The sequence below is a fragment of the Streptomyces sp. NPDC001678 genome, assembly GCF_042892945.1.
GTDB lineage: Bacteria > Actinomycetota > Actinomycetes > Streptomycetales > Streptomycetaceae > Streptomyces.
Map to the genome: position 1 here is coordinate 153,284 of NZ_JBIAUP010000006.1, position 25,429 is coordinate 178,712.

A 25,429-nucleotide genomic window follows, 5' to 3' on the forward strand; every position below is an offset into this window, starting at 1 on the left:
ACATGCTGATCCCTCGCAGGGTCAAGCACCGCAAGCAGCACCACCCGAAGCGCAACGGTATGGCCAAGGGCGGCACCGAGCTCGCTTTCGGTGAGTACGGCATCCAGGCCCTGACCCCGGCCTATGTGACGAACCGGCAGATCGAGTCCGCTCGTATCGCCATGACCCGTCACATCAAGCGTGGCGGCAAGGTGTGGATCAACATCTACCCGGACCGTCCGCTGACGAAGAAGCCGGCCGAGACCCGCATGGGTTCCGGTAAGGGTTCCCCGGAGTGGTGGATCGCGAACGTCAAGCCCGGTCGGGTGATGTTCGAGCTGTCTTTCCCGAACGAAAAGGTTGCCAAGGAGGCGCTCACCCGCGCCGCCCACAAGCTTCCGATGAAGTGCCGCATTGTTCGGCGCGAGGCAGGTGAGTCGTGATGGCCGCTGGTATCAAGGCGACCGAGCTGCGCGAGCTCAACGACGAGGACCTCGTCGCGAAGCTCCGTGAGGCCAAGGAAGAGCTGTTCAACCTCCGCTTCCAGGCGGCGACCGGGCAGCTCGAGAACCACGGTCGGCTCAAGTCCGTCCGTAAGGACATCGCCCGGATCTACACCCTGATGCGCGAGCGTGAGCTGGGCATCGAGACGGTGGAGAGCGCCTGATGAGCGAGAAGAATGTGACTGAGACGAACGAGCGCGGTTTCCGCAAGACCCGTGAGGGTCTCGTCGTCAGCGACAAGATGGACAAGACCGTCGTCGTCGCCGTCGAGGACCGTGTCAAGCACGCGCTGTACGGCAAGGTCATCCGCCGTACGAACAAGCTCAAGGCGCACGACGAGCAGAACGCTGCCGGCGTCGGCGACCGCGTCCTCCTGATGGAGACGCGTCCGCTGTCGGCGACCAAGCGCTGGCGCGTCGTCGAGATCCTCGAGAAGGCCAAGTAATTTCTGAGGGAATCTCCCTCAGATAAGTTCCGCCAGGCTCGGCAGGGGCTCCTCGGAGCCCCTGCCGGGAACCGGCAGACGATCAGGAGATAGACGTGATCCAGCAGGAGTCGCGACTTCGGGTCGCCGACAACACTGGTGCCAAGGAGATCCTTTGCATCCGTGTTCTCGGTGGTTCGGGTCGCCGCTACGCGGGCATCGGTGACGTCATCGTCGCCACCGTCAAGGACGCGATCCCCGGTGGCAACGTGAAGAAGGGTGACGTCGTCAAGGCCGTCATCGTTCGCACCGTCAAGGAGCGCCGCCGTCCGGATGGCTCGTACATCCGCTTCGACGAGAACGCCGCTGTCGTTCTCAAGAACGACGGCGACCCCCGCGGCACCCGTATCTTCGGCCCCGTGGGCCGAGAGCTGCGCGAGAAGAAGTTCATGAAGATCGTCTCGCTCGCGCCGGAGGTGCTGTAACCGATGAAGATCAAGAAGGGCGACCTGGTCCAGGTCATCACCGGTAAGGACAAGGGCAAGCAGGGCAAGGTCATCGTGGCCATGCCCAGCGAGAACCGCGTCCTCGTCGAGGGTGTCAACCGGGTCAAGAAGCACACCAAGGCCGGCCAGACCGCCCGTGGTGCCCAGACCGGCGGCATCGTCACGACCGAGGCCCCGATCCACGTGAGCAACGTTCAGCTCGTCGTGGAGAAGGACGGCAAGAAGGTCGTCACGCGCGTCGGCTACCGCTTCGATGAGAACGGCAACAAGATCCGCGTTGCCAAGCGGACGGGTGAGGACATCTGATGGCTACCACTCCGCGTCTCAAGACGAAGTACCGCGAGGAGATCGCGGGCAAGCTGCGTGAGGAGTTCTCCTTCGAGAACGTCATGCAGGTTCCCGGCCTCACCAAGATCGTGGTCAACATGGGTGTGGGCGACGCCGCCCGCGACTCCAAGCTGATCGAGGGCGCCATCCGCGACCTCACCACGATCACGGGCCAGAAGCCCGCCGTCACCAAGGCTCGTAAGTCCATCGCGCAGTTCAAGCTGCGTGAGGGCCAGCCGATCGGCGCCCACGTCACCCTCCGTGGCGACCGCATGTGGGAGTTCCTGGACCGCACCCTGTCGCTCGCGCTGCCGCGCATCCGCGACTTCCGTGGTCTGTCCCCGAAGCAGTTCGACGGTCGGGGCAACTACACCTTCGGTCTCACGGAGCAGGTCATGTTCCACGAGATCGACCAGGACAAGATCGACCGCGTCCGGGGTATGGACATCACCGTGGTCACCACGGCGACCAACGACGACGAGGGCCGCGCCCTCCTCCGTCACCTCGGCTTCCCCTTCAAGGAGGCGTGACCGAGATGGCGAAGAAGTCTCTGATCGCGAAGGCCGCGCGCAAGCCGAAGTTCGCGGTTCGCGCGTACACCCGCTGCAACCGCTGCGGCCGCCCGCACTCCGTGTACCGCAAGTTCGGCCTCTGCCGCGTGTGCCTTCGTGAGATGGCTCACCGTGGCGAGCTGCCGGGCGTGACCAAGAGCTCCTGGTAACAACCCACTTGGGTTGACCAGGGCTCTCGGTAAGCATCAAGGACGGCGGGGCCCAGCCCGTCACTCGCGTAGAGTTGAAGGGTTGGGCGCCCGCCGCCCATGACCGTCTTACTACGCCGTAGGTCCCCGCGCCGCACCCGTCCCGACTTCAGTTCGGGGAGAGGGATGGCGCAGATAGGAAACCACGGCGAGAGAGGCCGAAGGCCAAACATGACCATGACCGATCCGATCGCAGACATGCTGACCCGTCTGCGGAACGCGAACTCGGCTTACCACGACACCGTGGCTATGCCCCACAGCAAGATCAAGGCGCACATCGCCGAGATCCTGCAGCAGGAGGGCTACATCGCCGGCTGGAAGGTCGAGGACGCCGAGGTCGGCAAGTCCCTCGTCCTGGACCTGAAGTTCGGTCCGAACCGTGAGCGCTCCATCGCGGGCATCAAGCGGATCTCGAAGCCGGGCCTCCGGGTCTACGCAAAGTCCACCAACCTGCCGAAGGTCCTCGGCGGCCTGGGCGTGGCGATCATCTCCACGTCCCACGGTCTCCTGACCGGTCAGCAGGCCAGCAAGAAGGGCGTGGGTGGGGAAGTCCTCGCCTACGTCTGGTAATCGGGAACGGAGGAATAGCTAATGTCGCGTATTGGCAAGCTGCCCATCCAGGTTCCCGCTGGTGTGGACGTCACCATCGATGGCCGTGACGTGCAGGTGAAGGGCCCCAAGGGCGCCCTGAACATCGCCCTGTCCGCCCCCATCGAGATCGTCAAGGGCGAGGACGGCACCCTCTCGGTGATCCGTCCCAACGACGAGCGTCAGAACAAGGCCCTCCACGGCCTGTCCCGCACGCTGGTGGCGAACATGATCACCGGCGTGACCCAGGGCTACGTGAAGAAGCTCGAGATCAGCGGTGTCGGTTACCGCGTCGTCGCCAAGGGCTCCAACCTGGAGTTCTCCCTTGGCTACAGCCACCCGATCCTGATCGAGGCCCCCGAGGGCATCACCTTCAAGGTGGAGTCCCCGACCAAGTTCTCGGTCGAGGGCATCGACAAGCAGAAGGTCGGCGAGGTCGCCGCGAAGATCCGCAAGCTGCGGAAGCCCGACCCGTACAAGGCCAAGGGTGTCAAGTACGAGGGCGAAGTCATCCGCCGCAAGGTCGGAAAGGCGGGTAAGTAAGCCATGGCATACGGTGTGAAGATTGCCAAGGGTGACGCGTACAAGCGCGCCGCCAAGGCCCGTCGCCACATCCGCATCCGGAAGAACCTTTCGGGTACGGCCGAGCGCCCGCGCCTCGTCGTGACGCGTTCCAACCGTGGCATCACCGCTCAGGTCATCGACGACATCAAGGGTCACACCCTGGCGTCGGCGTCGCACCTGGACGCTTCGATCCGTGGTGGCGAGGGCGACAAGAGCGCCCAGGCCAAGAAGGTTGGCGCCCTGGTCGCCGAGCGTGCCAAGGCCGCCGGTGTCGAGGCCGTCGTGTTCGACCGCGGTGGCAACCAGTACGCCGGGCGCATTGCCGCTCTGGCGGACGCCGCCCGCGAAGCCGGGCTGAAGTTCTAAGCCCCGGTTCCGGAGCTAGCGGACGTAACAGAGAGAGGTAATTCCAATGGCTGGACCCCAGCGCCGCGGAAGCGGTGCCGGTGGCGGCGAGCGGCGGGACCGGAAGGGTCGCGACGGTGGCGCTGCCGCCGAGAAGACCGCGTACGTTGAGCGCGTAGTCGCGATCAACCGCGTCGCCAAGGTTGTCAAGGGTGGTCGCCGCTTCAGCTTCACCGCGCTGGTCGTGGTGGGCGACGGTGACGGCACGGTCGGTGTCGGTTACGGCAAGGCCAAGGAAGTTCCGGCTGCCATCGCCAAGGGCGTGGAAGAGGCCAAGAAGAACTTCTTCAAGGTCCCCCGTATCCAGGGCACCGTGCCGCACCCGATCCAGGGCGAGAAGGCGGCCGGCGTCGTCATGCTCAAGCCCGCTTCCCCCGGTACCGGTGTTATCGCCGGTGGCCCGGTGCGAGCGGTGCTCGAGTGCGCGGGCATCCACGACATCCTGTCGAAGTCGCTCGGTTCTTCGAACCCGATCAACATCGTGCACGCCACGGTGGAGGCCCTCAAGGGACTGTCCCGTCCCGAGGAGATCGCCGCCCGTCGTGGTCTGCCGCTGGAGGACGTCGCCCCCGCCGCTCTGCTGCGGGCGCGTGCAGGGGCGGGTGCGTAATGGCTCGCCTCAAGGTCACGCAGGTCAAGTCCTACATCGGTAGCAAGCAGAACCACCGCGACACCCTGCGTTCGCTCGGGCTCAAGCGCCTGAACGACGTGGTTGTCAAGGAGGACCGCCCCGAGATCCGCGGCATGGTGCAGACCGTCCGCCACCTCGTGACGGTCGAGGAGGTCGACTGACATGGCGGAGCAGAACCCGCTGAAGGTCCACAACCTCCGTCCCGCCCCGGGCGCCAAGACCGCCAAGACCCGTGTCGGTCGTGGTGAGGCGTCGAAGGGTAAGACGGCTGGTCGCGGTACCAAGGGTACGAAGGCCCGTTACCAGGTTCCGGAGCGCTTCGAGGGTGGCCAGATGCCCCTCCACATGCGCCTCCCGAAGCTGAAGGGCTTCAAGAACCCCGCCCACAAGCAGTTCCAGGTCGTGAACCTGGACAAGCTGGCCGCGCTCTACCCGCAGGGTGGCGAGGTCACGGTGGCCGACCTGGTCGCCAAGGGCGCTGTTCGCAAGAACGAGCTCGTCAAGGTCCTTGGCCAGGGCGAGATCTCCGTGGCGCTGCAGGTGACGGTCGACGCCGTCTCCGCCTCCGCCCAGGAGAAGATCGCCGCCGCCGGCGGCACCGTCACCGAGCTCATCTGAGTTCGTTGATCTGACAACCGGGGATGTCCCAATAGGGGCATCCCCGGTTGGTCGTTCCAAGGGGGGCATGGTCGCCGGTAAGGTGGCGTGCACTGTTAGCTTCCGCGCGGACTCTGCCCGCGCGGATTTTGACTGACTCTACGTATTCGTCGAACCTCAAGACCGTCACCTCTCACGCAGCCACGTGAGAGGCGCAGGAGGCACCGTGCTCACCGCGTTCGCCCGGGCGTTCAAGACGCCCGACCTGCGCAAGAAGCTGCTCTTCACGCTGGGCATCATGGTCCTCTTCCGGCTCGGGGCACACATCCCCGTACCGGGTGTCGACTACCGCAATGTCCAGACGTGTATGGACCAGGCCAAGAGTGGGCAGGGCCTTTTCGGCCTCGTGAACATGTTCAGCGGTGGTGCGCTGCTGCAGATCACGATCTTCGCGCTCGGGATCATGCCGTACATCACGGCCAGTATCATCCTCCAACTGCTCACCGTGGTCATTCCGCGACTCGAAGCCCTCAAGAAGGAGGGCCAGTCCGGACAGACCAAGATCACGCAGTACACGCGCTATCTGACCGTCGCGCTCGCCGTGCTCCAGGGCACCGGTCTTGTGGCCACGGCCCGTAGCGGTGCGCTCTTCGGCAACTGCACCGTCGGGAACCAGATCGTCCCCAACCAGTCCATCTTCACCACGGTCGTCATGGTCATCACCATGACCGCCGGCACCTCGCTGATCATGTGGCTCGGTGAGCTGATCACCGACCGCGGTATCGGCAACGGCATGTCCATCCTGATGTTCACGTCCATCGCCGCCGGCTTCCCGGGCGCGCTGTGGGCCATCAAGATGCAGGGCAAGCTGCTCGGTGGCTGGCTGGAGTTCAGCCTGGTGATCCTGTGCGGCCTCGCGATGGTCGCGCTGGTGGTCTTCGTCGAGCAGGCTCAGCGCCGTATTCCGGTCCAGTACGCGAAGCGCATGATCGGCCGCCGTTCCTACGGCGGTACGTCCACTTACATCCCGCTGAAGGTGAACCAGGCGGGTGTGATTCCCGTCATCTTCGCCTCGTCGCTGCTCTACATCCCGGCGCTGCTGGTGCAGTTCACCGGCTCCAAGGCGGACTGGGCCCAGTGGGTGCAGGCCAACCTGGTCAAGGGTGACCACCCCGTTTACATGGTCACGTACTTCCTGCTGATCGTGTTCTTCGCGTTCTTCTACGTCGCCATCTCCTTCAACCCCGAAGAAGTTGCCGACAATATGAAGAAGTATGGTGGTTTCATCCCGGGGATCCGGGCTGGCCGTCCCACCGCGGAGTATTTGAGCTACGTGCTGAACCGCATCACGTGGCCGGGGTCGCTGTACCTGGGTCTGATCGCGCTGGTGCCGACCGTGGCACTGGTCACACTCAACGCAAACCAGAACTTCCCGTTCGGTGGAACCAGCATCCTGATCATCGTGGGTGTCGGTCTGGAGACTGTGAAGCAGATCGAGAGCCAGCTTCAGCAGCGCAACTACGAAGGGTTCCTCCGCTGATGCGAATCGTCCTCGTCGGGCCGCCCGGCGCCGGCAAGGGTACGCAGGCCGCGTACCTCGCCAAGAATCTCGCGATCCCGCACATCTCGACGGGCGACCTCTTCCGGGCGAACATCAGCCAGGGCACGCCCCTCGGCCAGAAGGCCCAGGAGTACATGCGCGCCGGCCAGCTCGTGCCGGACGAGGTCACCATCGGGATGGCCAAGGACCGGATGCAGCAGGAGGACGCCGCCGAGGGCTTCCTGCTCGACGGCTTCCCGCGCAACCTCGCCCAGGCCGAGGCGCTGGACACCGTCCTCAAGGCGGACGGGCTGAAGCTCGACGCCGTCCTGGACCTGGAGGTCCCGGAGGACGAGGTCGTCAAGCGCATCGCCGGCCGCCGGATGTGCCGCAAGGACAGCAGCCACATCTTCCACGTGATCTACAACCCGCCGGCCGCGGAGGGCGTCTGCGACGCCTGCGGCGGCGAGCTGTACCAGCGTGAGGACGACTCCGAGGACACGGTCCGCAAGCGCCTCGAGGTCTACCACAGCGAGACCGAGCCGATCATCGACTACTACAAGGCCCAGGGCCTGGTGGTGACGATCTCGGCCCTCGGCAAGGTCGCCGAGGTCACTCAGCGCGCGATGGAGGCCCTCCCGTCCCGGGAGGCGTGATTCCTCTCGCCACGGCCGCGATGCCCCTCGGGGCGTCGCGGCCGTAGTGTTTGTCCGAGCAGTATTTCGATGCAGTTTTCGATGCAGTGTTTCGATGGAACAGCCAGGAAGGCGTCGTCATGGTCGAGATCAAGACCCCCGAGCAGATCGCGAAGATGCGCGAGGCGGGGCTGGTCGTCGCCGCCATCCACGCGGCCACCCGGGAGGCCGCGGTGCCCGGTGCCACCACCAAGGACCTGGACGAGGTCGCCCGCAAGGTGATCGCCGAGCACGGCGCCAAGTCGAACTTCCTCGGTTACGGCGGTTTCCCCGCCACGATCTGCACCTCGGTGAACGAGGTCGTCGTCCATGGCATCCCGGACGACAAGACCGTCCTCAAGGACGGCGACATCATCTCCATCGACGCCGGCGCGATCGTGGACGGCTGGCACGGTGACGCGGCCTTCACGGCCTTCGTGGGCACCGGTCACGCTCCGGAGCTGATCGAGCTCTCCCGGGTGACCGAGGAGTCCATGTGGGCCGGTATCGCGGCCGTGCGCAACGGCAACCGGCTCGTGGACATCTCCAAGGCGATCGAGGGCTACATCCGCCGCCAGCCCCGTCCGTCCTCCGGCAAGTACGGGATCATCGAGGACTACGGCGGGCACGGCATCGGCTCCGAGATGCACATGGACCCCCACCTGCTGAACTACGTCTCCCGCAAGCGCGGCAAGGGCCCGAAGCTGGTCCCGGGCTTCTGCATCGCGATCGAGCCCATGGTGAGCCTGGGCACGGCGAGGACGCACGTCCTGGCGGACGACTGGACGGTCCTCACGGACGACAAGAGCTGGTCCTCCCACTGGGAGCACTCCGTCGCCCTGACGGAGCAGGGCCCGCTGGTCCTGACGGCCGTGGACGGCGGCCGGGCGAAGCTGGCGGAGTACGGCGTGACTGCCGCACCCGACCCGCTGGCGTAAGGATCTCCGTGGTCGGGCAAGCACCCTGGATTAGGCTTTTCGTTTGCCCTGACGTAGACTGATGCGTCGGCTCTCGTGTATCCGCATGCCTGCGTGCATATGGGGGAGTCGATCAAGGTAGCCGATTCGAAAGGCGAAGCGTGGCCAAGAAGCAAGGTGCCATCGAGATCGAGGGCACCGTGATCGAGTCTCTGCCGAACGCCATGTTCAAGGTAGAGCTCCAGAACGGTCACAAGGTCCTCGCGCACATCAGCGGCAAGATGCGGATGCACTACATCCGTATCCTCCCGGATGACCGGGTCGTCGTGGAGCTTTCTCCCTACGACCTGACGCGTGGCCGGATCGTCTACCGCTACAAGTAGATCTTGTCGACGTCCCCGCTTCCGGTGGGGCGACGGCACTGACCCGGAGAACCTCACATCCCATGAAGGTCAAGCCGAGCGTCAAGAAGATCTGCGACAAGTGCAAGGTGATCCGCCGCCACGGTCGGGTCATGGTCATCTGCGACAACCTGCGCCACAAGCAGCGCCAGGGCTGATCGCAGAACCTGCACTCCGCAGTTTCTTCGCGCGACGCGAGCAGTACATGTACATACGCAGAGTCCGTCCGGCCCTGATGGGGTCGGCGACACCTCCGGCGGGGGCCGGGGACCCGGAACGTACCTGGTACGGCGGCCGGGAATGACCCTGCGGAAGACCCCCAACACCAAACAGGAGCCATTCAATGGCACGCGTTTCCGGTGTTGACATCCCGCGCGAAAAGCGTGTGGAGGTCGCACTCACCTACGTCTTCGGCATCGGCCGCACGCTGGCGAAGGAGACCCTCGCCGCCACCGGTGTCAACCCGAACACCCGCGTTCGCGACCTGGTCGAGGAGGACCTGGTCAAGATCCGCGAGTACGTGGACGCCAACATCAAGACCGAGGGTGACCTCCGTCGTGAGGTTCAGGCCGACATCCGCCGCAAGGTCGAGATCGGCTGCTACCAGGGTCTGCGTCACCGTCGCGGTCTGCCGGTCCACGGTCAGCGCACCAGCACGAACGCTCGTACCCGCAAGGGCCCGCGTCGCGCCATCGCCGGTAAGAAGAAGCCGGGCAAGAAGTAGTCCACAGCGGACGCTCATCAGCGGTCTTCGCTGTAGGACCGACCACCTCCCTCTCCATTCAGGAGTAAGACATGCCCCCCAAGGGTCGTCAGGGCGCTGCCAAGAAGGTGCGCCGCAAGGAAAAGAAGAACGTCGCTCACGGCCACGCGCACATCAAGAGCACGTTCAACAACACCATCGTTTCGATCACCGACCCCACGGGCAACGTGATCTCCTGGGCCTCCGCCGGCCACGTCGGCTTCAAGGGCTCGCGCAAGTCCACCCCGTTCGCCGCGCAGATGGCCGCCGAGTCGGCCGCCCGCCGCGCGCAGGAGCACGGCATGCGCAAGGTTGACGTCTTCGTCAAGGGCCCGGGCTCCGGTCGTGAGACCGCCATCCGTTCGCTCCAGGCGACCGGCCTCGAGGTTGGCTCCATCCAGGACGTCACCCCGACCCCGCACAACGGCTGCCGTCCCCCGAAGCGCCGCCGCGTCTGACGCTGCGCCGTTTCGCACGGTTGTTCGTAGGTGTTCGGGCGGTACGGCTCCTCTCTCGGGGGCCGTGCCGCCCGTACCCTTGCAGTAGCAGAGGACATCAAATAGTGGGTGTCCATGACTGAAGGATTCATCGCATGCTGATCGCTCAGCGCCCCTCGCTGACCGAAGAGGTCGTCGACGAGTTCCGCTCGCGGTTCGTGATCGAGCCGCTGGAGCCGGGCTTCGGCTACACCCTCGGCAACTCCCTGCGTCGTACGCTCCTCTCCTCGATCCCGGGTGCGGCGGTCACGTCCATCCGCATCGACGGTGTCCTGCACGAGTTCACCACCGTGCCGGGCGTCAAGGAGGACGTCACCGACCTCATCCTGAACATCAAGCAGCTGGTCGTCTCCTCGGAGCACGACGAGCCGGTCGTGATGTACCTGCGCAAGCAGGGCCCGGGTCTGGTCACCGCCGCGGACATCGCCCCGCCGGCCGGCGTCGAGGTGCACAACCCCGACCTGGTCCTGGCGACCCTGAACGCCAAGGGCAAGCTGGAGATGGAGCTGACCGTCGAGCGCGGTCGCGGCTACGTCTCCGCCGTCCAGAACAAGCAGGTGGGCCAGGAGATCGGCCGTATCCCGGTCGACTCCATCTACTCGCCGGTTCTCAAGGTGACCTACAAGGTCGAGGCCACCCGTGTCGAGCAGCGCACCGACTTCGACAAGCTGATCGTCGACGTCGAGACCAAGCAGGCCATGCGCCCGCGCGACGCCATGGCGTCCGCCGGTAAGACCCTGGTCGAGCTGTTCGGTCTGGCCCGCGAGCTCAACATCGACGCCGAGGGCATCGACATGGGCCCGTCCCCGACGGACGCCGCCCTGGCCGCCGACCTGGCGCTGCCGATCGAGGAGCTCGAGCTCACCGTTCGCTCCTACAACTGCCTCAAGCGCGAGGGCATCCACTCCGTGGGTGAGCTCGTCGCCCGTTCCGAGGCCGACCTGCTCGACATCCGCAACTTCGGTGCGAAGTCGATCGACGAGGTCAAGGCGAAGCTGGCCGGCATGGGCCTGGCCCTCAAGGACAGCCCGCCCGGATTCGACCCGACCGCCGCCGCGGACGCCTTTGGGGCGGACGACGACGCGGACGCGGGTTTCGTCGAGACCGAGCAGTACTAAGAGCTCGGGCCTGACGGCTCGATCTTGGCTGCGGGTCGACTTCGGTCGATCGCGCAGTTCCCCGCGCCCCTTCGGGGGCGCGGGTCTCCGACAGGCGACCGCCTGCTCGGATACTGACTCCGGTACCTGATACGGCCGGGGCAGACACCAAGGAGAAACACCATGCCGCGTCCCACCAAGGGTGCCCGTCTGGGCGGCAGCGCCGCGCACGAGCGTCTGCTGCTGGCGAACCTCGCCAAGTCGCTCTTCGAGCACGGCCGCATCACGACGACCGAGGCCAAGGCCCGCCGCCTGCGTCCGGTCGCCGAGCGCCTGATCACCAAGGCGAAGAAGGGCGACATCCACAACCGTCGCCAGGTGCTGCAGACGATCACCGACAAGGGCATCGTCCACACCCTCTTCACCGAGATCGCTCCGCGCTTCGCCGAGCGTCCGGGTGGTTACACCCGTATCACCAAGATCGGCAACCGTCGTGGCGACAACGCCCCGATGGCTGTGATCGAGCTGGTCGAGGGTGAGATCGCCAAGAAGGCGACCGTCGCCGAGGCCGAGGCCGCCACCAAGCGTGCGGTCAAGGAGTCCGAGGCCGCCGCCGAGGCTCCGGCCGAGGAGTCGAAGGACGCCTGACGCGTCTGACGTGTCAGTGACGGGCCCGCCCCTTTTTCGGGGGCGGGCCCGTCCCGCATTCTGAGAGGAAACACTCGGTGAGTGACGAGGTTGAGCCCGGTTTCGTACGGGTGCGGCTGGACCTGTCGTACGACGGCAAGGACTTCTCCGGCTGGGCCAAGCAGCGCGAGGGCCAGCGCACCGTGCAGGGTGAGCTCGAGGCCGCGATCCGGACCGTGACCCGGTCCAAGGAGACGTACGAGCTGACGGTCGCCGGCCGTACCGACTCGGGCGTCCACGCCCGGGGCCAGGTCGCGCATGTCGATCTTCCGGCGGAGGTTTGGGCCGAGCACGAGGACAAACTGTTGCGCCGGCTGGCCGGACGGCTGTCGCACGACGTACGGGTCTGGCGTGTGGCCGAGGCCCCGGCCGGGTTCAACGCGCGGTTCTCCGCGATCTGGCGGCGGTACGCCTACCGGGTCGTCGACCACGTCGGTGGGGTGGACCCGCTGTTGCGGGGGCATGTGCTGTGGCACGACTGGCCGTTGGACGTGGACGCGATGAACGCGGCGTCCCGCGTGCTGCTGGGTGAGCACGACTTCGCCGCGTACTGCAAGAAGCGCGAGGGTGCGACGACCATCCGTACGCTTCAGCAGCTGAGCTGGGAGCGGGACGCGTCGGGTGTCGTGACGGCGACCGTGCGGGCGGACGCCTTCTGCCACAACATGGTGCGGTCGCTGGTGGGCGCGCTGCTGTTCGTCGGCGACGGCCACCGGGGTGTGGACTGGCCGGGGCAGGTGCTCGCGGCGGGTGTGCGGGATTCGGCGGTGCATGTGGTGCGGCCGCACGGGCTGACGCTGGAGGAGGTCGGGTATCCGGCGGACTCGGAGCTCGCGGCGCGGAATCTCGCGGCGCGGAACAAGAGGTCGCTGCCCGGGGCGGGTTGCTGTTAGAGCGGGGTAACCCACTCCTCGAACGCCGGAGGGGCTGATTCTCAGCCCCTCCGGCGTTCGAGGTCAGGGGAGATTCACCGCCAGATCACTCGTCACCGTGAAGTACGGCCGCACCCCCGCCACCACCGGATAGATGTCCGTCTTGTTGCGGTCGACGATGTCCCCCACGAGGCGGCCGATCCGGATCGGTGCCGCGTCGGGGGCCGTCCGTAGCGCCAGGTCCCACGTGGCGGCTTCCTCTCCGGCACGCGCCTCGCGCAACCGCTGGTACGGCAGCGTCGCCCTGAACGCCGTGGCGTCCAGGACCTCGATTTCCGCTGTCACCTCCGATGCCGTCTCGCCGCGCGGGGTGCCGACGAGCAGGGGCGTACCGCCGGTGAACTCCGCGCCGTACAGGGTGCCTTCGACCGTGAGCGTGTCCTCCGTCGTCTTCAGCGCGCGCGCCTCCGCGTGGCCGTCGCGGTGCCAGGCGCGCAGCGCGAGGTAGCCGTCGACGGTGGAGTAGGGGATCCACCAGGTGAAGGGCGCGCCCGGGAGCGGTTCGAGGGCCAACAGGCGGCGGCCTTCGGGGAGATGGGCGGTCACCCGTCGTCGGGCGCGGTCGTCGGCGCGGACCACGTGGAGGTCCCAGCGGCCCTCGCCCAGGCGGAGTTCGGACCGTTTCAGGACGGCGGTCCAGGGGGCGCCCGCCTCGGCAGGCGGCGTCAGGGGTGCCGTGGCCGGCTTGTTCTCCTTGCGTCGTGTGACGGTCAGGGAGAGGTTCTCCCCGCTGACGCCCCTCGGGTCCACCGAAACGACGATGTCTCCCTCGGAGTTGACGCGACAGGAGGCGAGCGGACGCAGCGGTTTGCGGACGACGATGTCCTTGAGGACCTTCTTCTCACGCGGAGGCGCCGGCTGGCGGCGCAGTGGTCGTACGAGCCTGCCGACGGTCCGGCGCAGGCGCCGGGCGAGCGGCGGCCGGGCCGGTTTCGTCGCGGTGGCCTGTGCGTCGTCGACGGCGTGGCGGGGGCCGCCGAGGCTGGCGATGAGTTCGAGGTAGGCGTCGGCGATGCGTTCGGGTGCGTAGCGCCGGGCGGAGATCCGGGCGGCGGCGCCCATGGTGCGGCGGAGTTCGCCGTCCTCGATCAGTTTGAGCAGGCCCTTGGCGATGGCGTCGCTGTCGCCGACGGGGACGAGCAGGCCGTCCTCGCCGTCACTGATGATCTCGCCGGGGCCGTGGGGGCAGTCGGTGGCGACGACGGGGACGCCGCAGCCCATGGCCTCGACGATCGTCATGCCGAAGGACTCCTCGCGGGAGGTCACGGCGGCGATGGAGCCCTTGGCCCATTCGGTTTCGATGGGGGAGTGGGCGCCCATGAGCGTCAGTGACTCGTTGAGACCGAGCCTGTCGATCTGGGCGCGTAGTTTGGCCTGTTCGGGGCCGCGGCCGTAGAGGCGCAGCTTCCAGTCGGGGTGCGCGGCGGCGACGGCGGCCCAGGCGGTGATCAGTAGGTCGTAGCGCTTGACGGGGATGAGCCGTCCTGCGGCGACCACCAACTTGCTGTCGGGGTCGGCGGTTTCGACCTCGGACGGCGGGCAGCCGTTGGGAATGCATACGATCTTCGTCTTGATGCCCGGGAGTTGCTCCCGGTGGGTGACGGCGTCGGCCTCGGAGACCGTGGTGTGGGCGTCGAGGTGGGGGATGGACGCGTCCTGGTAGGCGCGGATGGCGGCCTCGTGGGTGCCGTAGATCCGGTGCTCCTGGCCGATCCGCAGATAGCGGTCCTGGCCGAACTCGGCCAGGTACATGACGAGTCCGGGGCGGGTGGCGATGACGACGTCCGCGTCGGTCGTGGCGAGGTGTTCGGCGACCCGCTGGTCGGTGAGCGCGCTGAAGTGCGCGCCCTTGGCCTCGACGGACGGGATGTAGTGACTGTCCTGGGTGAGGAGGGTGTTGTCGACGTCGGCGCCCTTGTCGGCGCGCTGGTCGATGAGATTGATCAGCCGTACCCCGGGGTGGAGGGTCAGCCGGGGCTTCTCGCCGCTGCGGATGACGGACACGATCCGCACGTCGTGGCGGGCGGCGAGGGCGCCCGCCACATTGAAAGTGGAGCGGATGGTTCCGCCGATGCCATAGGCGTTCTGCAAAAGGAAAGAGATCTTCATGGCGCCCTTGGGTGTTCGGCTCGACCGGCCGGGGGCTCTGCGCGGCTCGAACCGCCGGTGAGACCGTAGGGAGAGGCTTCCGTTGCCTGCGCAGCCTACATTGTGGCCTGGGTCACGTCGCAAGGAGCCATGAGGGGCGCCGCTCGGCGGGCGCCGCGAACTGGAGGGCAGGGCGGACGTCATGAGGGTGGACGTGAAGAGGGTGAAGGGCAAACGGAAGCTGACGGCCTCCCCCGTAGGGGTGTTGGCGGCCCTGCTGTTGCTGGCCGGCTGCTCCGGCGGCGGTGGGGGTAGGCCGGGCGAGGGCAAGGGCGAGGTCCGGGGCGCCGAAGCGCCTCCGGTCGTACGGGTGTTCAGTGCCGATCAGCTCAAACATGTCGCGCTGGAGGCGCGGGAGGTGCCCGGCTTCGTCCTCGAACGGGCCTCCGAGGGCACCGCCGGGCACAGGCTGCCCAGTACGGGCCGGCTCGACTGCCGGCCGCTGGTGCTGGCCCTGGGGCCGCGCCAGGAGCCCGTACCCGTGGCCTCGCTCGTACGGACGTTCTCCAAGTCCTCGCGGGAGCACGGCTTCCAGGGGCTGCTGGGGACGGTCCGGGTCTCGACGTACGCGGACGACGGGGCGCGCGTCACGCTGCGGGAGCTGCGCCGGGCCGTGTCCGACTGCGCCGGGGGCTTCGCGATGCGCACGGGGGAGGGGCAGCCCCAGTGGTTCGAGGCGGTGACGGCGCTGCCCGCGCCCCGGCTGGGAGAGGAAGCGCTGGCGTACCGCATGGTCAACGCGGCCGAGGGGGCGCCGAGTCTGGTGACGGTGGTGCGCAGCGGTTCCACCCTGTCGATGTTCTTCGCCACGCACCTGTCCGATCCCGGGGCGGTGGAGATCCCGCCGGCGCTGGTGGCGGCGCAGGTCGCGAAGGTCGAGCGGCTGCTGCGGGCGGAGCGCCCGCCCACCGCACCGCCCGCGGACGGCGACCCGGCGGAGGGCGGCGAGGGCGCGGAGGAGGACGGCGACGTCCAGGAGTGACAGGAGTGCAGGCGCGGCGGCTCAGGGGCTCGATCAGGCCTTGGGCGAGTCCGACGGCTTGGCCGAGGTGTTGGCCGAGGGATTGGCCGACAGCTTCTCGGACGGCTTGGACTGGGCCGCCGCGGCCGCCTGGTCGTTGGCGCGGGCCATGATGCGGCGGAAGGTGTAGCCCGCCACGTCCCGGCCGGCCTGGAGGGCCTTGGTGTCGTCGGAGGTGACGGCGGAGCCGTTGGTGAAGCCGGCGATGGTGAAGTACGCGTAGCGGCCCTCGGCGTTGGCGCTCAGCCGGCAGGCCGTGCCCTGGCAGAAGGACGCCGCGTCGTCCCCGGTGAGGGGGGCGATGTTGCCGGTGGACTGCTCCTTGGCCTTGTCGGCGGCGGCCTTGGTGTCGAAGACGGCGACGCCGACGGTGACGGCGACCCCGTCCCGTACGTAGGTGGAGCGCAGCATCTGGCGGCAGCCGTTGGCGGCGAGGACGTGGCCCAGCCCGCCCTGGGTGGCGGTGGAGCAGTCGGTGGCGGTGTCCTGGGCCGCCCGCTTGTACGCGCGCTTGTCCAGCGACGGCCTGGAGTGCGGGAAGAGCGTCTTGACGGTGAGCGGCGCGGTGTCCTTCTCCTTGCTGGATATGAACTCGCGCGGGTTGGGCGGCGGGGTCGCGGCCTTGGAGAACGTCGGCTCGGGGCTGCCGGCCGAGGCGCTGGGCAGCTTCTCGGCGGCGGGCAGGTTCTTGTCGCCCTTGTCGGACAGCACCACGGCCGTGGCGACGATCGCGGCGACCGCGGCCGTTGCCAGGGCACCGCCGCCGATCAGCAGCCACTTGCGGCGGCGGTTCCGGTCGGCGTTGTCGGCCAGCGCGGCCCAGTCGGGCGTGCCGCCCTGCGGCTGCGCCCAGGGCTGGGGCTGGGGCGGCAGCGGCAGCAGTGGCTGCGGCTGGGCCTGCGGCGCCTGGGGCGGCAGCTGGGTGGGCGGGTACGGCTGCTGGGGCGGGAGGGGCGCCGCCTGGGGTGCCGCCGGCGCGGGGTTCGCGGGCTGCTGGGGCTGCCCGGGATGGGGCTGAGCGGGCTGCTGCGGCGGCAGGGCTTGAGCCGACTGTCCGGGCTGTCCGGGCTGTCCGGGCTGTCCGGGTTGCCCGGGCTGCTGGGGCGGCGCCCCCCATGGCGTGGTGCGCGGCCCGGAATCCCCCTGGGCCCCGTACGGCCCACCCTGCCCAAAGCTCATGGCGTGAATCGTAAACCGGTTGGTCGCCACCTCGGGAGCCGCGAGAATCGTCCTCATGGGACATGTGGAAGCGGCACACCTGGAGTACGACCTCCCCGACGGGAGGCCGTTGCTCGACGATGTGTCCTTCCGGGTGGGGGAAGGGGCCGCGGTGGCCCTCGTGGGGGCCAACGGCGCCGGCAAGACCACCCTGCTGCGGCTGATCTCCGGCGAGCTCAAGCCGCACGGCGGCTCGGTCACCATCTCCGGCGGCCTGGGCGTGATGCCGCAGTTCGTGGGCTCCGTCCGGGACGACCGTACGGTCCGTGACCTGCTGGTGTCCGTCGCCCAGCCGGGCATCCGGCAGGCCGCGCGGGCGGTCGACGAGGCCGAGCTCGCGATCATGGAGCGCGACGACGAGGCCGCGCAGATGGCCTACGCGCAGGCGCTCAGCGACTGGGCCGAGGCCCGGGGCTACGAGGCCGAGACCACGTGGGACATGTGCACCATGGCCGCCCTCGGCGTCTCCTACGAGAAGGCCCAGTGGCGCCAGGTGCGCACCCTCTCCGGCGGCGAGCAGAAGCGGCTCGTCCTGGAGGCCCTGCTGCGCGGCACGGACGAGGTCCTGCTGCTGGACGAGCCGGACAACTATCTGGACGTCCCCGGCAAGCGCTGGCTGGAGGAGCGGCTGCGCGAGACCAAGAAGACCGTCCTCTTCGTCTCCCACGACCGCGAGCTGCTGGCCCGGTCCGCCGAGAAGATCATCAGCGTGGAGCCCGGCCCGGCCGGCAGCGACGTCTGGGTGCACGGCGGCGGCTTCGCCACGTACCACGAGGCCCGCAAGGAGCGCTTCGCCCGCTTCGAGGAGCTGCGCCGCCGCTGGGACGAGAAGCACGCCCAGCTGAAGAAGCTGGTGATCTCGCTGCGGCAGGCGGCGTCGGTCAGCCATGAGCTGGCCTCCCGCTACGCCGCCGCCCAGACCAGGCTGCGGAAGTTCGAGGAGGCGGGCCCGCCGCCGGAGCCCCCGCGCGAGCAGGACATCCGGATGCGGCTGCGCGGCGGGCGCACCGGCGTCCGGGCCGTGACCTGCGCCGGGCTGGAGCTGACCGGCCTGATGAACCCCTTCGACCTGGAGGTCTTCTACGGGGAGCGGGTCGCGGTGCTGGGCAGCAACGGCTCGGGCAAGTCCCACTTCCTCCGTCTACTGGCGGGGGAGGACGTGGCGCACACGGGGGCCTGGAAGCTGGGCGCCCGCGTCGTCCCCGGGCACTTCGCCCAGACCCACGCCCACCCCGAGCTCATGGGCCGCACGCTCGTCGACATCCTGTGGACCGAGCACTCCAAGGACCGGGGCGGCGCCATGTCGGTGCTGCGCCGGTACGAGCTGGAGAAGCAGGGCGACCAGTCCTTCGAGAAGCTCTCCGGCGGCCAGCAGGCCCGTTTCCAGATCCTGCTCCTGGAGCTCTCCGGCACCACGGCGCTGCTGCTGGACGAGCCGACGGACAACCTCGACCTGGAGAGCGCGGAGGCCCTCCAGGCGGGGCTGGAGGCCTATGAGGGGACGGTCCTGGCCGTCACCCACGACCGCTGGTTCGCTCGCGCGTTCGACCGTTTCCTGGTGTTCGGCTCGGACGGGCGGGTGCGGGAGGTGCCGGAGCCGGTGTGGGACGAGGCCCGGGTGGCCCGGGCCCGCTAGCCGGACGGCCGGGCGGAGCACCGGTCGGACTGTGTGTTTTGACCCCGACGGTGGGGTCCCGGTACTCTACGAGTTCGTTATGCGTATTGGCTTGGTCGTTCTCACGCGAGGGGCCCTTACGCTGATCTGCCGGGCTGATCATCGGCTGCCTGCGCACGGGTTGCGTCCCCGTTGTGCGGCACACGCCGTGTGATCTCCTCTGGCGGATTGTGTCAGGACCCACTCACTGAAGAAGCGAAGGCTACGACCGTGCGTACGTTCAGCCCCAAGCCCGGCGATGTCCAGCGCCAGTGGCACATCATCGACGCGCAGGACGTCGTCCTGGGCCGTCTGGCCTCTCAGGCTGCCTCCCTGCTGCGCGGCAAGCACAAGACTGTGTACGCCCCGCACATGGACATGGGTGACTTCGTCGTCATCATCAACGCCGACAAGGTGCACCTGTCCGGTAACAAGAAGACCCAGAAGATGGCGTACCGCCACTCTGGCTTCCCGGGTGGTCTGCGCTCCGTCCGTTACGACGAGCTGCTCGACAAGAACCCCGAGAAGGCCGTCGAGAAGGCGATCAAGGGCATGCTGCCCAAGAACTCCCTCGGCCGTCAGATGCTCTCGAAGCTGAAGGTGTACTCGGGCTCCGAGCACCCGCACGCCGCGCAGCAGCCGGTTCCGTTCGAGATCACCCAGGTCAAGCAGGGCTAAGTCCCGGCCACCGCCGAACCAGAAAGTCTGAGGAGAATCGTGGCTGAGACCACCGCCGAGATGCCGGTCGAGGGCGTCGAGGAGTACACCACCGAGACCGAGGTCGTTGAGTCGGAGTACACCTCCGAGTCCCTCGCGTCCCGCTTCGGCGACCCGCAGCCGGCTGCCGGCCTGGGCCGTCGCAAGAACGCCATTGCCCGCGTCCGGATCGTTCCGGGCACCGGCAAGTGGAAGATCAACGGTCGCACCCTTGAGGACTACTTCCCCAACAAGGTGCACCAGCAGGAAGTCAACGAGCCCTTCAAGGTGCTCGAGCTCGACGGCCGCTACGACGTCATCGCCCGCATCGCGGGTGGCGGCGTCTCCGGTCAGGCCGGCGCCCTGCGCCTCGGCGTGGCCCGCGCGCTGAACGAGGCGGACGTGGACAACAACCGCGGCCCGCTGAAGAAGGCCGGCTTCCTGAAGCGCGACGACCGTGCGGTCGAGCGCAAGAAGGCCGGTCTGAAGAAGGCCCGCAAGGCTCCGCAGTACAGCAAGCGCTAAACAGCGGCTTTGCTGCACTGCTCGAACGCCCCGGCGACACGGATCCGTGCCGCCGGGGCGTTCGGCCATTGTCGGCCCGGGGCGAAATACGGCGTTGATGCCGTGCAGGCGGCGTACAGGCGCCGTAGGCGTAAATGCGCCGGATGCGGCGTATATCTGATGACTGGAGGCGCCGCCCCGGTCCAGGACTCGACACCTCAAGCAAGGGGGCTCGTACCGGGCCCCGCACTCCCGCGTTTTTCGGAGGACACCAGTGGGACGACTCTTCGGTACGGACGGTGTGCGCGGCGTGGCCAACGCCGATCTGACCGCCGAGCTCGCGCTCGGACTGTCGGTGGCGGCGGCGCACGTGCTCGCCGAGGCGGGCACGTTCGAAGGACACCGCCCGATGGCGGTGGTCGGCCGTGATCCGCGGGCGTCCGGGGAGTTCCTGGAGGCCGCCGTGGTGGCCGGTCTCGCCAGCGCGGGCGTCGACGTGCTGCGGGTGGGCGTGCTGCCCACGCCGGCCGTCGCCTACCTGACCGGCGCGCTCGGCGCCGACCTCGGCGTGATGCTCTCCGCCAGCCACAACGCGATGCCCGACAACGGCATCAAGTTCTTCGCCCGCGGTGGCCACAAGCTCGCCGACGAGCTCGAGGACCGCATCGAGCAGACCTACCGCGCCCACGCCTCCGGCGAGCCCTGGGACCGGCCCACCGGTGCCGGCGTCGGCCGCGTCAAGGACTACGACCAGGGCTTCGACAACTACGTCGCCCACCTCATCGGCGTCCTGCCCAACCGCCTCGACGGCATCAAGGTTGTCATCGACGGCGCCCACGGCGCGGCCTCCCGGGTCTCCCCCGAGGCCTTCTCGCGCGCCGGCGCCGAGGTCGTCACCATCGGCACCGAGCCCGACGGCCTCAACATCAACCACGAGTGCGGCTCCACCCACCTGGACAAGCTGCGCGCCGCCGTCGTCGAGCACGGCGCCGACCTGGGCGTCGCCCACGACGGTGACGCCGACCGCTGCCTGGCCGTGGACCACAAGGGCAACGAGGTCGACGGCGACCAGATCCTCGCCGTCCTCGCCCTGGCGATGCGCGAGGCGGACTCGCTGCGCAAGAACACCGTCGTCGCCACCGTCATGTCCAACCTGGGCTTCAAGCTCGCCATGGAGCGCGAGGGCGTCCAGCTCGTCCAGACCGCCGTCGGCGACCGCTACGTCCTGGAGGAGATGAAGGCCAATGGCTTCGCCCTGGGCGGCGAGCAGTCCGGCCACGTCATCGTCCTGGACCACGCCACGACGGGCGACGGCACCCTCACCGGTCTGATGCTGGCCGCCCGCGTCGCCGCCACCGGCCGCTCGCTGGCCGACCTCGCCGGTGTCATGGAGCGCCTGCCGCAGGTCCTCATCAACGTCCGGAACGTCGACAAGGCCCGCGTGGGCACCTCGCAGGAGCTGGCCGCCGCCGTCAACGCCGCCGAGCGCGAGCTGGGCACGACGGGCCGGGTGCTGCTGCGCTCGTCCGGCACGGAGCCGCTGGTGCGCGTCATGGTCGAGGCCGCGGACCACGATCAGGCGCGGAAGGTCGCGGAGCACCTCGCGGACGTCGTGAAGACGACGCTGGGCTGATCCTCCGGTCGTTCAGGACGCCGGGCGGGCCGCACACGCGGCCCGCCCGGCGTTTTCGCTAGAGCTTGCGCAGCGACAGCCGCTGCACCTTGTGGTCCGGACCCTTCCGCAGGATCAGGTTGGACCTGCCGCGCGTCGGCGCCACGTTCTCGAGCAGGTTCGGCTTGTTGATCGTCCGCCAGTTGCGCCGCGCGTAGTCCAGCGCCTCCTCCTCCGACACCTGGGTGTACCGGCGGAAGTACGAGTCGGGGTCGTGGAAGGCCGTGGCGCGCAGCTTCCTGAAGCGGTCGTAGTACCAGCGCTCGATGTCCTCCGCGCGCGCGTCCACGTACACGCTGAAGTCGAAGAAGTCGGCCAGGCTCACCCGGGTGCGGCCGTCCTCGCCGGGGCGCGCCGGCTGGAGGACGTTGAGGCCCTCGATGATCAGGATGTCCGGCCGGTGCACGGTCAGCCGCTCGCCCGGCACGATGTCGTAGATCAGATGGGAGTAGACGGGCGCCGCCACCTCGTCCTTCCCGGCCTTCACATCCGCGACGAAGCGGGTCAGCGCCCGGCGGTCGTAGGACTCGGGGAAACCTTTCCGCGACATCAGCCCCCGCCGCTGGAGCTCGGCGTTGGGCAGCAGGAAGCCGTCCGTCGTGACCAGCTCCACCCGCGGGTGCTCGGGCCAGCGGGCCAGCAGCTCCCGCAGCAGCCGGGCCGTGGTCGACTTCCCCACCGCCACGCTGCCCGCCACGCCTATGACGAACGGCGTGCCGCGCTGCGCCCCCTTCTCGCCCAGGAAGGTGTTGAGCGCGCCGCGCAGGCTGCCCGTGGCGCCCACGTAGAGGTTGAGCAGGCGGGAGAGCGGGAGGTAGATGTCCCGGACCTCGTCCAGGTCGATGACGTCGCCCAGGCCGCGCAGCCGCTCGACCTCCTCGGCGGTCAGCGGCAGCGGGGTGTTCTCGCGCAGCGCGCTCCACTCCGTGCGGGTGAGGTCGACGAAGGGGGAGGAGTCCGCGCGGCGTCGGTGCTGCGGCTGGTCGGTCGTGGTCGGCACGGGCCCATTGTGCGCGTCGGTGACGGGACGATCACCTCCGGGTGGTGTTCACACCGTGACCGGTGGGAGTGATGTGGTGCTGGTGGGTGAAGTTTGCGCTGGGGTCTGTACTTACTCGCGAGTCAGGAATAGCGTCCAGCCCCCTGTCCCTCTCCCCACGCGGGGGGTTCCGTTGTTCGTTCTCCAGCTCGTGCTCCGCCGTGCCAGGAGGGGCGTACGACGTGTCGTACGCCCCCGCCGCAGTGTCCACGCGCCCGTCGGCGCGCCCGCCGCCGGGGCCGTGGCCCCGCGCGACGCCTTCGCCGACCGGGTGCGCGGCGATCTGACCGCCCAGCTGCCGGACGAGGACCTCGGCCAGGACCTCGGCGACTGCCTCGACCGGTACGTTCTCGGCAGCAAACCGCGCTGCGAGGAGGTCGAGTATCTGGAGCTGGTCCAGGACGCCATCGACCGGATCGAGCGCGGGCGTTGACCCACGGGCGCTGACACCGGGGCCGTACGCTTCCGTCCATGTGCGGAATCGTTGGCTATGTGGGAGGGCAGTGCGCCCTCGAAGTCGTATTGGCGGGGCTGCGGCGGCTGGAGTACCGCGGCTATGACTCGGCCGGGGTGGCGGTCCTGGCCGACGGCGGGCTGGCCGCGGCGAAGAAGGCGGGCAAGCTCGCGAACCTGGAGAAGGAGCTGGCCGACCGCCCCCTCCCCTCCGGCTCGACCGGGATCGGCCACACGCGCTGGGCCACCCACGGCGGCCCCACCGACGCCAACGCCCACCCGCACCTGGACAACGCGGGCCGTGTCGCCGTCGTCCACAACGGCATCATCGAGAACTTCGCCGAGCTCCGGGCCGAGCTGGCCGAGCGCGGCCACGACCTCGGCTCCGAGACGGACACCGAGGTCGTCTCCCATCTGCTGGCGGAGTCCTTCTCCTCCTGCGGCGACCTGGCCGAGTCCATGCGCCAGGTCTGCCGGCGGCTGGAGGGCGCATTCACGCTCGTCGCCGTCCACGCCGACGACCCGGACGTGGTGGTGGGCGCCCGGCGCAACTCCCCGCTGGTGGTGGGCGTCGGCGACGGCGAGAACTTCCTCGCCTCCGACGTCTCCGCCTTCATCGCCCACACCCGGGAGGCCGTCGAGCTCGGCCAGGACCAGGTCGTCGAGCTGCGCCGCGACGGCGTCGTCGTCACCGGCTTCGACGGCGCCCCGGCGAACGTGCGGACGTACCACGTCGACTGGGACGCCTCGGCCGCCGAGAAGGGCGGCTACGACTACTTCATGCTCAAGGAGATCGCCGAGCAGCCGAAGGCCGTCGCCGACACGCTGCTGGGCCGCATCGACGCGGCGGGCTCGCTGTCGCTGGACGAGGTCCGCATCCCCGCCTCCGTGCTGCGGGAGGTCGACAAGGTCGTCGTCGTGGCGTGCGGCACGGCGTACCACGCGGGCCTCATCGCCAAGTACGCCATCGAGCACTGGACCCGCATCCCCTGCGAGACGGAGCTGGCCAGCGAGTTCCGCTACCGCGACCCGATCCTCGACCAGCGCACGCTGGTGATCGCCATCAGCCAGTCCGGCGAGACCATGGACACCCTGATGGCCCTGCGGCACGCGCGCGAGCAGGGCGCGAAGGTGCTCGCCATCTGCAACACCAACGGCTCGACGATCCCCAGGGAGTCGGACGCCGTCCTCTACACCCACGCCGGGCCGGAGGTCGCCGTCGCCTCGACGAAGGCCTTCCTGACCCAGCTCGTCGCCTGCTACCTGGTGGCGCTGTACCTCGGCCAGGTGCGGGGCACGAAGTGGGGCGACGAGATCCTCTCCGTGATCCGCGACCTGTCGGAGATCGCGGGCGAGGTGGAGGAGGTCCTGGAGACCATGGAGCCGGTCCGCGAACTGGCCCGCTCCCTCGCCGACAAGAACACGGTCCTCTTCCTCGGCCGCCACGTGGGCTATCCCGTGGCCCTGGAGGGGGCGCTGAAGCTCAAGGAGCTCGCCTATATGCACGCCGAGGGCTTCGCGGCAGGCGAGCTCAAGCACGGGCCGATCGCGCTGATCGAGAAGGACGTCCCGGTCGTCGTGGTCGTCCCCTCGCCGCGCGGCCGGTCCGTCCTCCACGACAAGATCGTCTCCAATATCCAGGAGATCCGGGCCCGGGGTGCCCGCACGATCGTCATCGCCGAGCGCGGTGATGAGGCCGTACGCCCCTACGCGGACCACCTGATCGAGGTCCCTGCCACGCCGGTGCTGCTCCAGCCGCTCGTCGCGACCGTCCCGCTCCAGGTCTTCGCCTGCGAGCTCGCCACGGCCCGCGGCAACGAGGTCGACCAGCCGCGCAACCTCGCGAAGTCGGTGACCGTCGAATGATCGTGGGAGTCGGGATCGACGTCGCGGAGATCGACCGCTTCGACGCCGCGCTCCAGCGGACGCCGGGGATGGCGGGCCGCCTCTTCCTGGAGCGCGAGCTGTACCTGCCGAGCGGCGAACGGCGCGGCATCGCCTCACTGGCGGCCCGCTTCGCCGCGAAGGAAGCTTTGGCCAAAGCTTTGGGGGCGCCCCCAGGGCTGCTCTGGACCGACGCCGAGGTCGTCACGGCGGCCAGCGGCCAGCCCTCCCTCGTCGTCACGGGCACGGTCGCGGCCCGGGCGGAGGCGCTGGGGGTGCGCAGCTGGCACATCTCGCTGAGCCATGACGCGGGGGTGGCTTCGGCGGTGGTGATCGCGGAGAAGTGACGCGGGGCGGGCCGGAAGGGCC

Annotated in this window: 34 protein-coding genes; 31 read left to right on the forward strand and 3 right to left on the reverse strand. The window is 68.6% G+C overall.

Annotation, left to right across the window (positions count from 1 at the left end; translation table 11 throughout):
* Nucleotides 1-2: 2 nt before the first annotated feature.
* From rplP to truA, 23 genes are all read left to right on the forward strand, one after another.
* The gene (rplP, locus tag ACFYZR_RS14935) at nt 3-422 is read left to right on the forward strand and encodes a 50S ribosomal protein L16 (protein ID WP_030368409.1); all 420 of its coding nucleotides are present in this window, start codon (nt 3-5) and stop codon (nt 420-422) included.
* Complete coding sequence (gene rpmC, locus ACFYZR_RS14940; RefSeq protein WP_030368408.1) at nt 422-646, forward strand: 50S ribosomal protein L29; 225 nt, start codon at nt 422-424, stop codon at nt 644-646. The genes rplP and rpmC overlap by 1 nt, the downstream gene beginning before the upstream one ends.
* On the forward strand, nt 646-927 hold the full coding sequence (rpsQ, locus tag ACFYZR_RS14945) for a 30S ribosomal protein S17 (RefSeq protein ID WP_019888756.1): 282 nt from the start codon (nt 646-648) through the stop codon (nt 925-927). The genes rpmC and rpsQ overlap by 1 nt, the downstream gene beginning before the upstream one ends.
* A 95-nt stretch (nt 928-1,022) precedes the next feature.
* Nucleotides 1,023-1,391, forward strand: a complete 369-nt coding sequence (gene rplN / locus ACFYZR_RS14950; RefSeq protein WP_099199421.1) for a 50S ribosomal protein L14 — start codon at nt 1,023-1,025, stop codon at nt 1,389-1,391.
* 3 nt (nt 1,392-1,394) lie between these two features.
* Complete coding sequence (gene rplX, locus ACFYZR_RS14955; RefSeq protein ID WP_229348559.1) at nt 1,395-1,718, forward strand: 50S ribosomal protein L24; 324 nt, start codon at nt 1,395-1,397, stop codon at nt 1,716-1,718.
* Nucleotides 1,718-2,269 carry a 50S ribosomal protein L5 gene (rplE, locus tag ACFYZR_RS14960; RefSeq protein ID WP_391910111.1) on the forward strand — a complete coding sequence of 184 codons (552 nt, stop codon included), beginning with the start codon at nt 1,718-1,720 and terminating at the stop codon, nt 2,267-2,269. Before rplX ends, rplE begins: the two co-directional genes overlap by 1 nt.
* Before the next feature lie 5 nt (nt 2,270-2,274).
* Nucleotides 2,275-2,460, forward strand: a complete 186-nt coding sequence (locus tag ACFYZR_RS14965; RefSeq protein WP_071964550.1) for a type Z 30S ribosomal protein S14 — start codon at nt 2,275-2,277, stop codon at nt 2,458-2,460.
* 210 nt (nt 2,461-2,670) lie between these two features.
* The gene (rpsH, locus tag ACFYZR_RS14970; RefSeq protein ID WP_311608928.1) at nt 2,671-3,069 is read left to right on the forward strand and encodes a 30S ribosomal protein S8; all 399 of its coding nucleotides are present in this window, start codon (nt 2,671-2,673) and stop codon (nt 3,067-3,069) included.
* A gap of 21 nt (nt 3,070-3,090) precedes the next feature.
* Nucleotides 3,091-3,630 carry a 50S ribosomal protein L6 gene (rplF, locus tag ACFYZR_RS14975; RefSeq protein WP_391910114.1) on the forward strand — a complete coding sequence of 180 codons (540 nt, stop codon included), beginning with the start codon at nt 3,091-3,093 and terminating at the stop codon, nt 3,628-3,630.
* Nucleotides 3,631-3,633: 3 nt separating this feature from the next.
* Nucleotides 3,634-4,017, forward strand: a complete 384-nt coding sequence (gene rplR / locus ACFYZR_RS14980) for a 50S ribosomal protein L18 (protein ID WP_391910116.1) — start codon at nt 3,634-3,636, stop codon at nt 4,015-4,017.
* A 46-nt stretch (nt 4,018-4,063) separates the two neighbouring features.
* On the forward strand, nt 4,064-4,666 hold the full coding sequence (gene rpsE, locus ACFYZR_RS14985; RefSeq protein ID WP_126914681.1) for a 30S ribosomal protein S5: 603 nt from the start codon (nt 4,064-4,066) through the stop codon (nt 4,664-4,666).
* Nucleotides 4,666-4,848 (forward strand): 50S ribosomal protein L30, encoded by a 183-nt coding sequence (gene rpmD / locus ACFYZR_RS14990; protein ID WP_087927574.1) that lies wholly within the window; start codon nt 4,666-4,668, stop codon nt 4,846-4,848. Before rpsE ends, rpmD begins: the two co-directional genes overlap by 1 nt.
* A gap of 1 nt (nt 4,849) precedes the next feature.
* A complete protein-coding gene (gene rplO, locus ACFYZR_RS14995) occupies nt 4,850-5,305 on the forward strand; it encodes a 50S ribosomal protein L15 (RefSeq protein WP_189454756.1) in 456 nt (151 codons plus the stop codon).
* 205 nt (nt 5,306-5,510) lie between these two features.
* Nucleotides 5,511-6,824: a preprotein translocase subunit SecY gene (gene secY / locus ACFYZR_RS15000; protein ID WP_189454752.1), complete on the forward strand. Its 1,314-nt coding sequence runs from the start codon at nt 5,511-5,513 to the stop codon at nt 6,822-6,824.
* The gene (locus ACFYZR_RS15005; RefSeq protein ID WP_391910119.1) at nt 6,824-7,480 is read left to right on the forward strand and encodes an adenylate kinase; all 657 of its coding nucleotides are present in this window, start codon (nt 6,824-6,826) and stop codon (nt 7,478-7,480) included. The genes secY and ACFYZR_RS15005 overlap by 1 nt, the downstream gene beginning before the upstream one ends.
* Nucleotides 7,481-7,599: 119 nt before the next feature.
* Nucleotides 7,600-8,436 (forward strand): type I methionyl aminopeptidase, encoded by an 837-nt coding sequence (gene map, locus ACFYZR_RS15010; RefSeq protein WP_391910121.1) that lies wholly within the window; start codon nt 7,600-7,602, stop codon nt 8,434-8,436.
* Nucleotides 8,437-8,576: 140 nt separating this feature from the next.
* Nucleotides 8,577-8,798 carry a translation initiation factor IF-1 gene (gene infA, locus ACFYZR_RS15015; protein WP_003956442.1) on the forward strand — a complete coding sequence of 74 codons (222 nt, stop codon included), beginning with the start codon at nt 8,577-8,579 and terminating at the stop codon, nt 8,796-8,798.
* Nucleotides 8,799-8,860: 62 nt separating this feature from the next.
* Entirely contained in the window at nt 8,861-8,974 is a 114-nt protein-coding gene (gene rpmJ / locus ACFYZR_RS15020) for a 50S ribosomal protein L36 (RefSeq protein ID WP_003956441.1), read from the forward strand.
* Nucleotides 8,975-9,159: 185 nt separating this feature from the next.
* Nucleotides 9,160-9,540: a 30S ribosomal protein S13 gene (rpsM, locus tag ACFYZR_RS15025; RefSeq protein ID WP_229348552.1), complete on the forward strand. Its 381-nt coding sequence runs from the start codon at nt 9,160-9,162 to the stop codon at nt 9,538-9,540.
* 71 nt (nt 9,541-9,611) lie between these two features.
* Entirely contained in the window at nt 9,612-10,016 is a 405-nt protein-coding gene (gene rpsK, locus ACFYZR_RS15030) for a 30S ribosomal protein S11 (protein WP_003948617.1), read from the forward strand.
* Between the two features lie 134 nt (nt 10,017-10,150).
* The gene (locus tag ACFYZR_RS15035) at nt 10,151-11,173 is read left to right on the forward strand and encodes a DNA-directed RNA polymerase subunit alpha (protein ID WP_004946635.1); all 1,023 of its coding nucleotides are present in this window, start codon (nt 10,151-10,153) and stop codon (nt 11,171-11,173) included.
* 162 nt (nt 11,174-11,335) lie between these two features.
* Nucleotides 11,336-11,800, forward strand: a complete 465-nt coding sequence (gene rplQ / locus ACFYZR_RS15040) for a 50S ribosomal protein L17 (RefSeq protein WP_361701880.1) — start codon at nt 11,336-11,338, stop codon at nt 11,798-11,800.
* A 77-nt stretch (nt 11,801-11,877) separates the two neighbouring features.
* Nucleotides 11,878-12,732, forward strand: a complete 855-nt coding sequence (gene truA, locus ACFYZR_RS15045) for a tRNA pseudouridine(38-40) synthase TruA (RefSeq protein WP_391910124.1) — start codon at nt 11,878-11,880, stop codon at nt 12,730-12,732.
* A gap of 63 nt (nt 12,733-12,795) precedes the next feature.
* Here the strand turns inward: truA and ACFYZR_RS15050 are convergent, their stop codons facing one another.
* Nucleotides 12,796-14,880 carry a glycosyltransferase family 4 protein gene (locus ACFYZR_RS15050; RefSeq protein ID WP_391910126.1) on the reverse strand — a complete coding sequence of 695 codons (2,085 nt, stop codon included), beginning with the start codon at nt 14,878-14,880 and terminating at the stop codon, nt 12,796-12,798.
* A 181-nt stretch (nt 14,881-15,061) separates the two neighbouring features.
* On the opposite strand from ACFYZR_RS15050, the gene ACFYZR_RS15055 reads away from it, so the two are divergent.
* On the forward strand, nt 15,062-15,901 hold the full coding sequence (locus ACFYZR_RS15055) for a hypothetical protein (protein WP_391910128.1): 840 nt from the start codon (nt 15,062-15,064) through the stop codon (nt 15,899-15,901).
* 33 nt (nt 15,902-15,934) lie between these two features.
* On the opposite strand, the gene ACFYZR_RS15060 is transcribed toward ACFYZR_RS15055, so the two are convergent.
* Nucleotides 15,935-17,119, reverse strand: coding sequence for a hypothetical protein (locus ACFYZR_RS15060; RefSeq protein ID WP_391910130.1), 1,185 nt, complete (start codon nt 17,117-17,119; stop codon nt 15,935-15,937).
* 55 nt (nt 17,120-17,174) lie between these two features.
* On the opposite strand from ACFYZR_RS15060, the gene ACFYZR_RS15065 reads away from it, so the two are divergent.
* The 4 genes from ACFYZR_RS15065 to glmM all read left to right on the forward strand — a co-directional run bounded on the left by ACFYZR_RS15065 (nt 17,175) and on the right by glmM (nt 21,645).
* Nucleotides 17,175-18,794 carry an ABC-F family ATP-binding cassette domain-containing protein gene (locus ACFYZR_RS15065; RefSeq protein ID WP_391910132.1) on the forward strand — a complete coding sequence of 540 codons (1,620 nt, stop codon included), beginning with the start codon at nt 17,175-17,177 and terminating at the stop codon, nt 18,792-18,794.
* 249 nt (nt 18,795-19,043) lie between these two features.
* The gene (gene rplM, locus ACFYZR_RS15070; RefSeq protein ID WP_229347535.1) at nt 19,044-19,490 is read left to right on the forward strand and encodes a 50S ribosomal protein L13; all 447 of its coding nucleotides are present in this window, start codon (nt 19,044-19,046) and stop codon (nt 19,488-19,490) included.
* Between the two features lie 39 nt (nt 19,491-19,529).
* Nucleotides 19,530-20,033, forward strand: a complete 504-nt coding sequence (gene rpsI, locus ACFYZR_RS15075) for a 30S ribosomal protein S9 (protein WP_126914669.1) — start codon at nt 19,530-19,532, stop codon at nt 20,031-20,033.
* 253 nt (nt 20,034-20,286) lie between these two features.
* Nucleotides 20,287-21,645: a phosphoglucosamine mutase gene (gene glmM, locus ACFYZR_RS15080; RefSeq protein ID WP_391910135.1), complete on the forward strand. Its 1,359-nt coding sequence runs from the start codon at nt 20,287-20,289 to the stop codon at nt 21,643-21,645.
* A gap of 58 nt (nt 21,646-21,703) precedes the next feature.
* Here the strand turns inward: glmM and coaA are convergent, their stop codons facing one another.
* Entirely contained in the window at nt 21,704-22,684 is a 981-nt protein-coding gene (coaA, locus tag ACFYZR_RS15085; protein WP_391910137.1) for a type I pantothenate kinase, read from the reverse strand.
* 172 nt (nt 22,685-22,856) lie between these two features.
* Between coaA and ACFYZR_RS15090 the strand changes: the two genes are divergently transcribed.
* The 3 genes from ACFYZR_RS15090 to ACFYZR_RS15100 are packed head-to-tail and all read left to right on the forward strand — an operon-like array spanning nt 22,857 to nt 25,407.
* Complete coding sequence (locus ACFYZR_RS15090; protein WP_391910139.1) at nt 22,857-23,156, forward strand: hypothetical protein; 300 nt, start codon at nt 22,857-22,859, stop codon at nt 23,154-23,156.
* Between the two features lie 38 nt (nt 23,157-23,194).
* Entirely contained in the window at nt 23,195-25,042 is a 1,848-nt protein-coding gene (glmS, locus tag ACFYZR_RS15095; protein WP_391910141.1) for a glutamine--fructose-6-phosphate transaminase (isomerizing), read from the forward strand.
* Nucleotides 25,039-25,407: a holo-ACP synthase gene (locus ACFYZR_RS15100; RefSeq protein WP_391910143.1), complete on the forward strand. Its 369-nt coding sequence runs from the start codon at nt 25,039-25,041 to the stop codon at nt 25,405-25,407. Before glmS ends, ACFYZR_RS15100 begins: the two co-directional genes overlap by 4 nt.
* Nucleotides 25,408-25,429 lie beyond the last annotated feature (22 nt).

Excerpts from the sequence above, each read along its gene's own strand:
- rplP (WP_030368409.1), top strand. The coding sequence starts at position 3 with ATGCTGATCCCTCGCAGGGTCAAGCACCGCAAGCAGCACCACCCGAAG.
- rpmC (WP_030368408.1), top strand. The coding sequence starts at position 422 with ATGGCCGCTGGTATCAAGGCGACCGAGCTGCGCGAGCTCAACGACGAG.
- rpsQ (WP_019888756.1), top strand. The coding sequence starts at position 646 with ATGAGCGAGAAGAATGTGACTGAGACGAACGAGCGCGGTTTCCGCAAG.
- rplX (WP_229348559.1), top strand. The coding sequence starts at position 1,395 with ATGAAGATCAAGAAGGGCGACCTGGTCCAGGTCATCACCGGTAAGGAC.
- rplE (WP_391910111.1), top strand. The coding sequence starts at position 1,718 with ATGGCTACCACTCCGCGTCTCAAGACGAAGTACCGCGAGGAGATCGCG.
- ACFYZR_RS14965 (WP_071964550.1), top strand. The coding sequence starts at position 2,275 with ATGGCGAAGAAGTCTCTGATCGCGAAGGCCGCGCGCAAGCCGAAGTTC.
- rpsH (WP_311608928.1), top strand. The coding sequence starts at position 2,671 with ATGACCATGACCGATCCGATCGCAGACATGCTGACCCGTCTGCGGAAC.
- rplF (WP_391910114.1), top strand. The coding sequence starts at position 3,091 with ATGTCGCGTATTGGCAAGCTGCCCATCCAGGTTCCCGCTGGTGTGGAC.
- rplR (WP_391910116.1), top strand. The coding sequence starts at position 3,634 with ATGGCATACGGTGTGAAGATTGCCAAGGGTGACGCGTACAAGCGCGCC.
- rpsE (WP_126914681.1), top strand. The coding sequence starts at position 4,064 with ATGGCTGGACCCCAGCGCCGCGGAAGCGGTGCCGGTGGCGGCGAGCGG.
- rpmD (WP_087927574.1), top strand. The coding sequence starts at position 4,666 with ATGGCTCGCCTCAAGGTCACGCAGGTCAAGTCCTACATCGGTAGCAAG.
- rplO (WP_189454756.1), top strand. The coding sequence starts at position 4,850 with ATGGCGGAGCAGAACCCGCTGAAGGTCCACAACCTCCGTCCCGCCCCG.
- ACFYZR_RS15005 (WP_391910119.1), top strand. The coding sequence starts at position 6,824 with ATGCGAATCGTCCTCGTCGGGCCGCCCGGCGCCGGCAAGGGTACGCAG.
- map (WP_391910121.1), top strand. The coding sequence starts at position 7,600 with ATGGTCGAGATCAAGACCCCCGAGCAGATCGCGAAGATGCGCGAGGCG.
- rpmJ (WP_003956441.1), top strand. The coding sequence starts at position 8,861 with ATGAAGGTCAAGCCGAGCGTCAAGAAGATCTGCGACAAGTGCAAGGTG.
- rpsM (WP_229348552.1), top strand. The coding sequence starts at position 9,160 with ATGGCACGCGTTTCCGGTGTTGACATCCCGCGCGAAAAGCGTGTGGAG.
- rpsK (WP_003948617.1), top strand. The coding sequence starts at position 9,612 with ATGCCCCCCAAGGGTCGTCAGGGCGCTGCCAAGAAGGTGCGCCGCAAG.
- ACFYZR_RS15035 (WP_004946635.1), top strand. The coding sequence starts at position 10,151 with ATGCTGATCGCTCAGCGCCCCTCGCTGACCGAAGAGGTCGTCGACGAG.
- rplQ (WP_361701880.1), top strand. The coding sequence starts at position 11,336 with ATGCCGCGTCCCACCAAGGGTGCCCGTCTGGGCGGCAGCGCCGCGCAC.
- ACFYZR_RS15050 (WP_391910126.1), bottom strand. The coding sequence starts at position 14,880 with ATGAAGATCTCTTTCCTTTTGCAGAACGCCTATGGCATCGGCGGAACC.
- ACFYZR_RS15055 (WP_391910128.1), top strand. The coding sequence starts at position 15,062 with ATGAGGGTGGACGTGAAGAGGGTGAAGGGCAAACGGAAGCTGACGGCC.
- ACFYZR_RS15060 (WP_391910130.1), bottom strand. The coding sequence starts at position 17,119 with ATGAGCTTTGGGCAGGGTGGGCCGTACGGGGCCCAGGGGGATTCCGGG.
- ACFYZR_RS15065 (WP_391910132.1), top strand. The coding sequence starts at position 17,175 with ATGGGACATGTGGAAGCGGCACACCTGGAGTACGACCTCCCCGACGGG.
- glmS (WP_391910141.1), top strand. The coding sequence starts at position 23,195 with ATGTGCGGAATCGTTGGCTATGTGGGAGGGCAGTGCGCCCTCGAAGTC.
- ACFYZR_RS15100 (WP_391910143.1), top strand. The coding sequence starts at position 25,039 with ATGATCGTGGGAGTCGGGATCGACGTCGCGGAGATCGACCGCTTCGAC.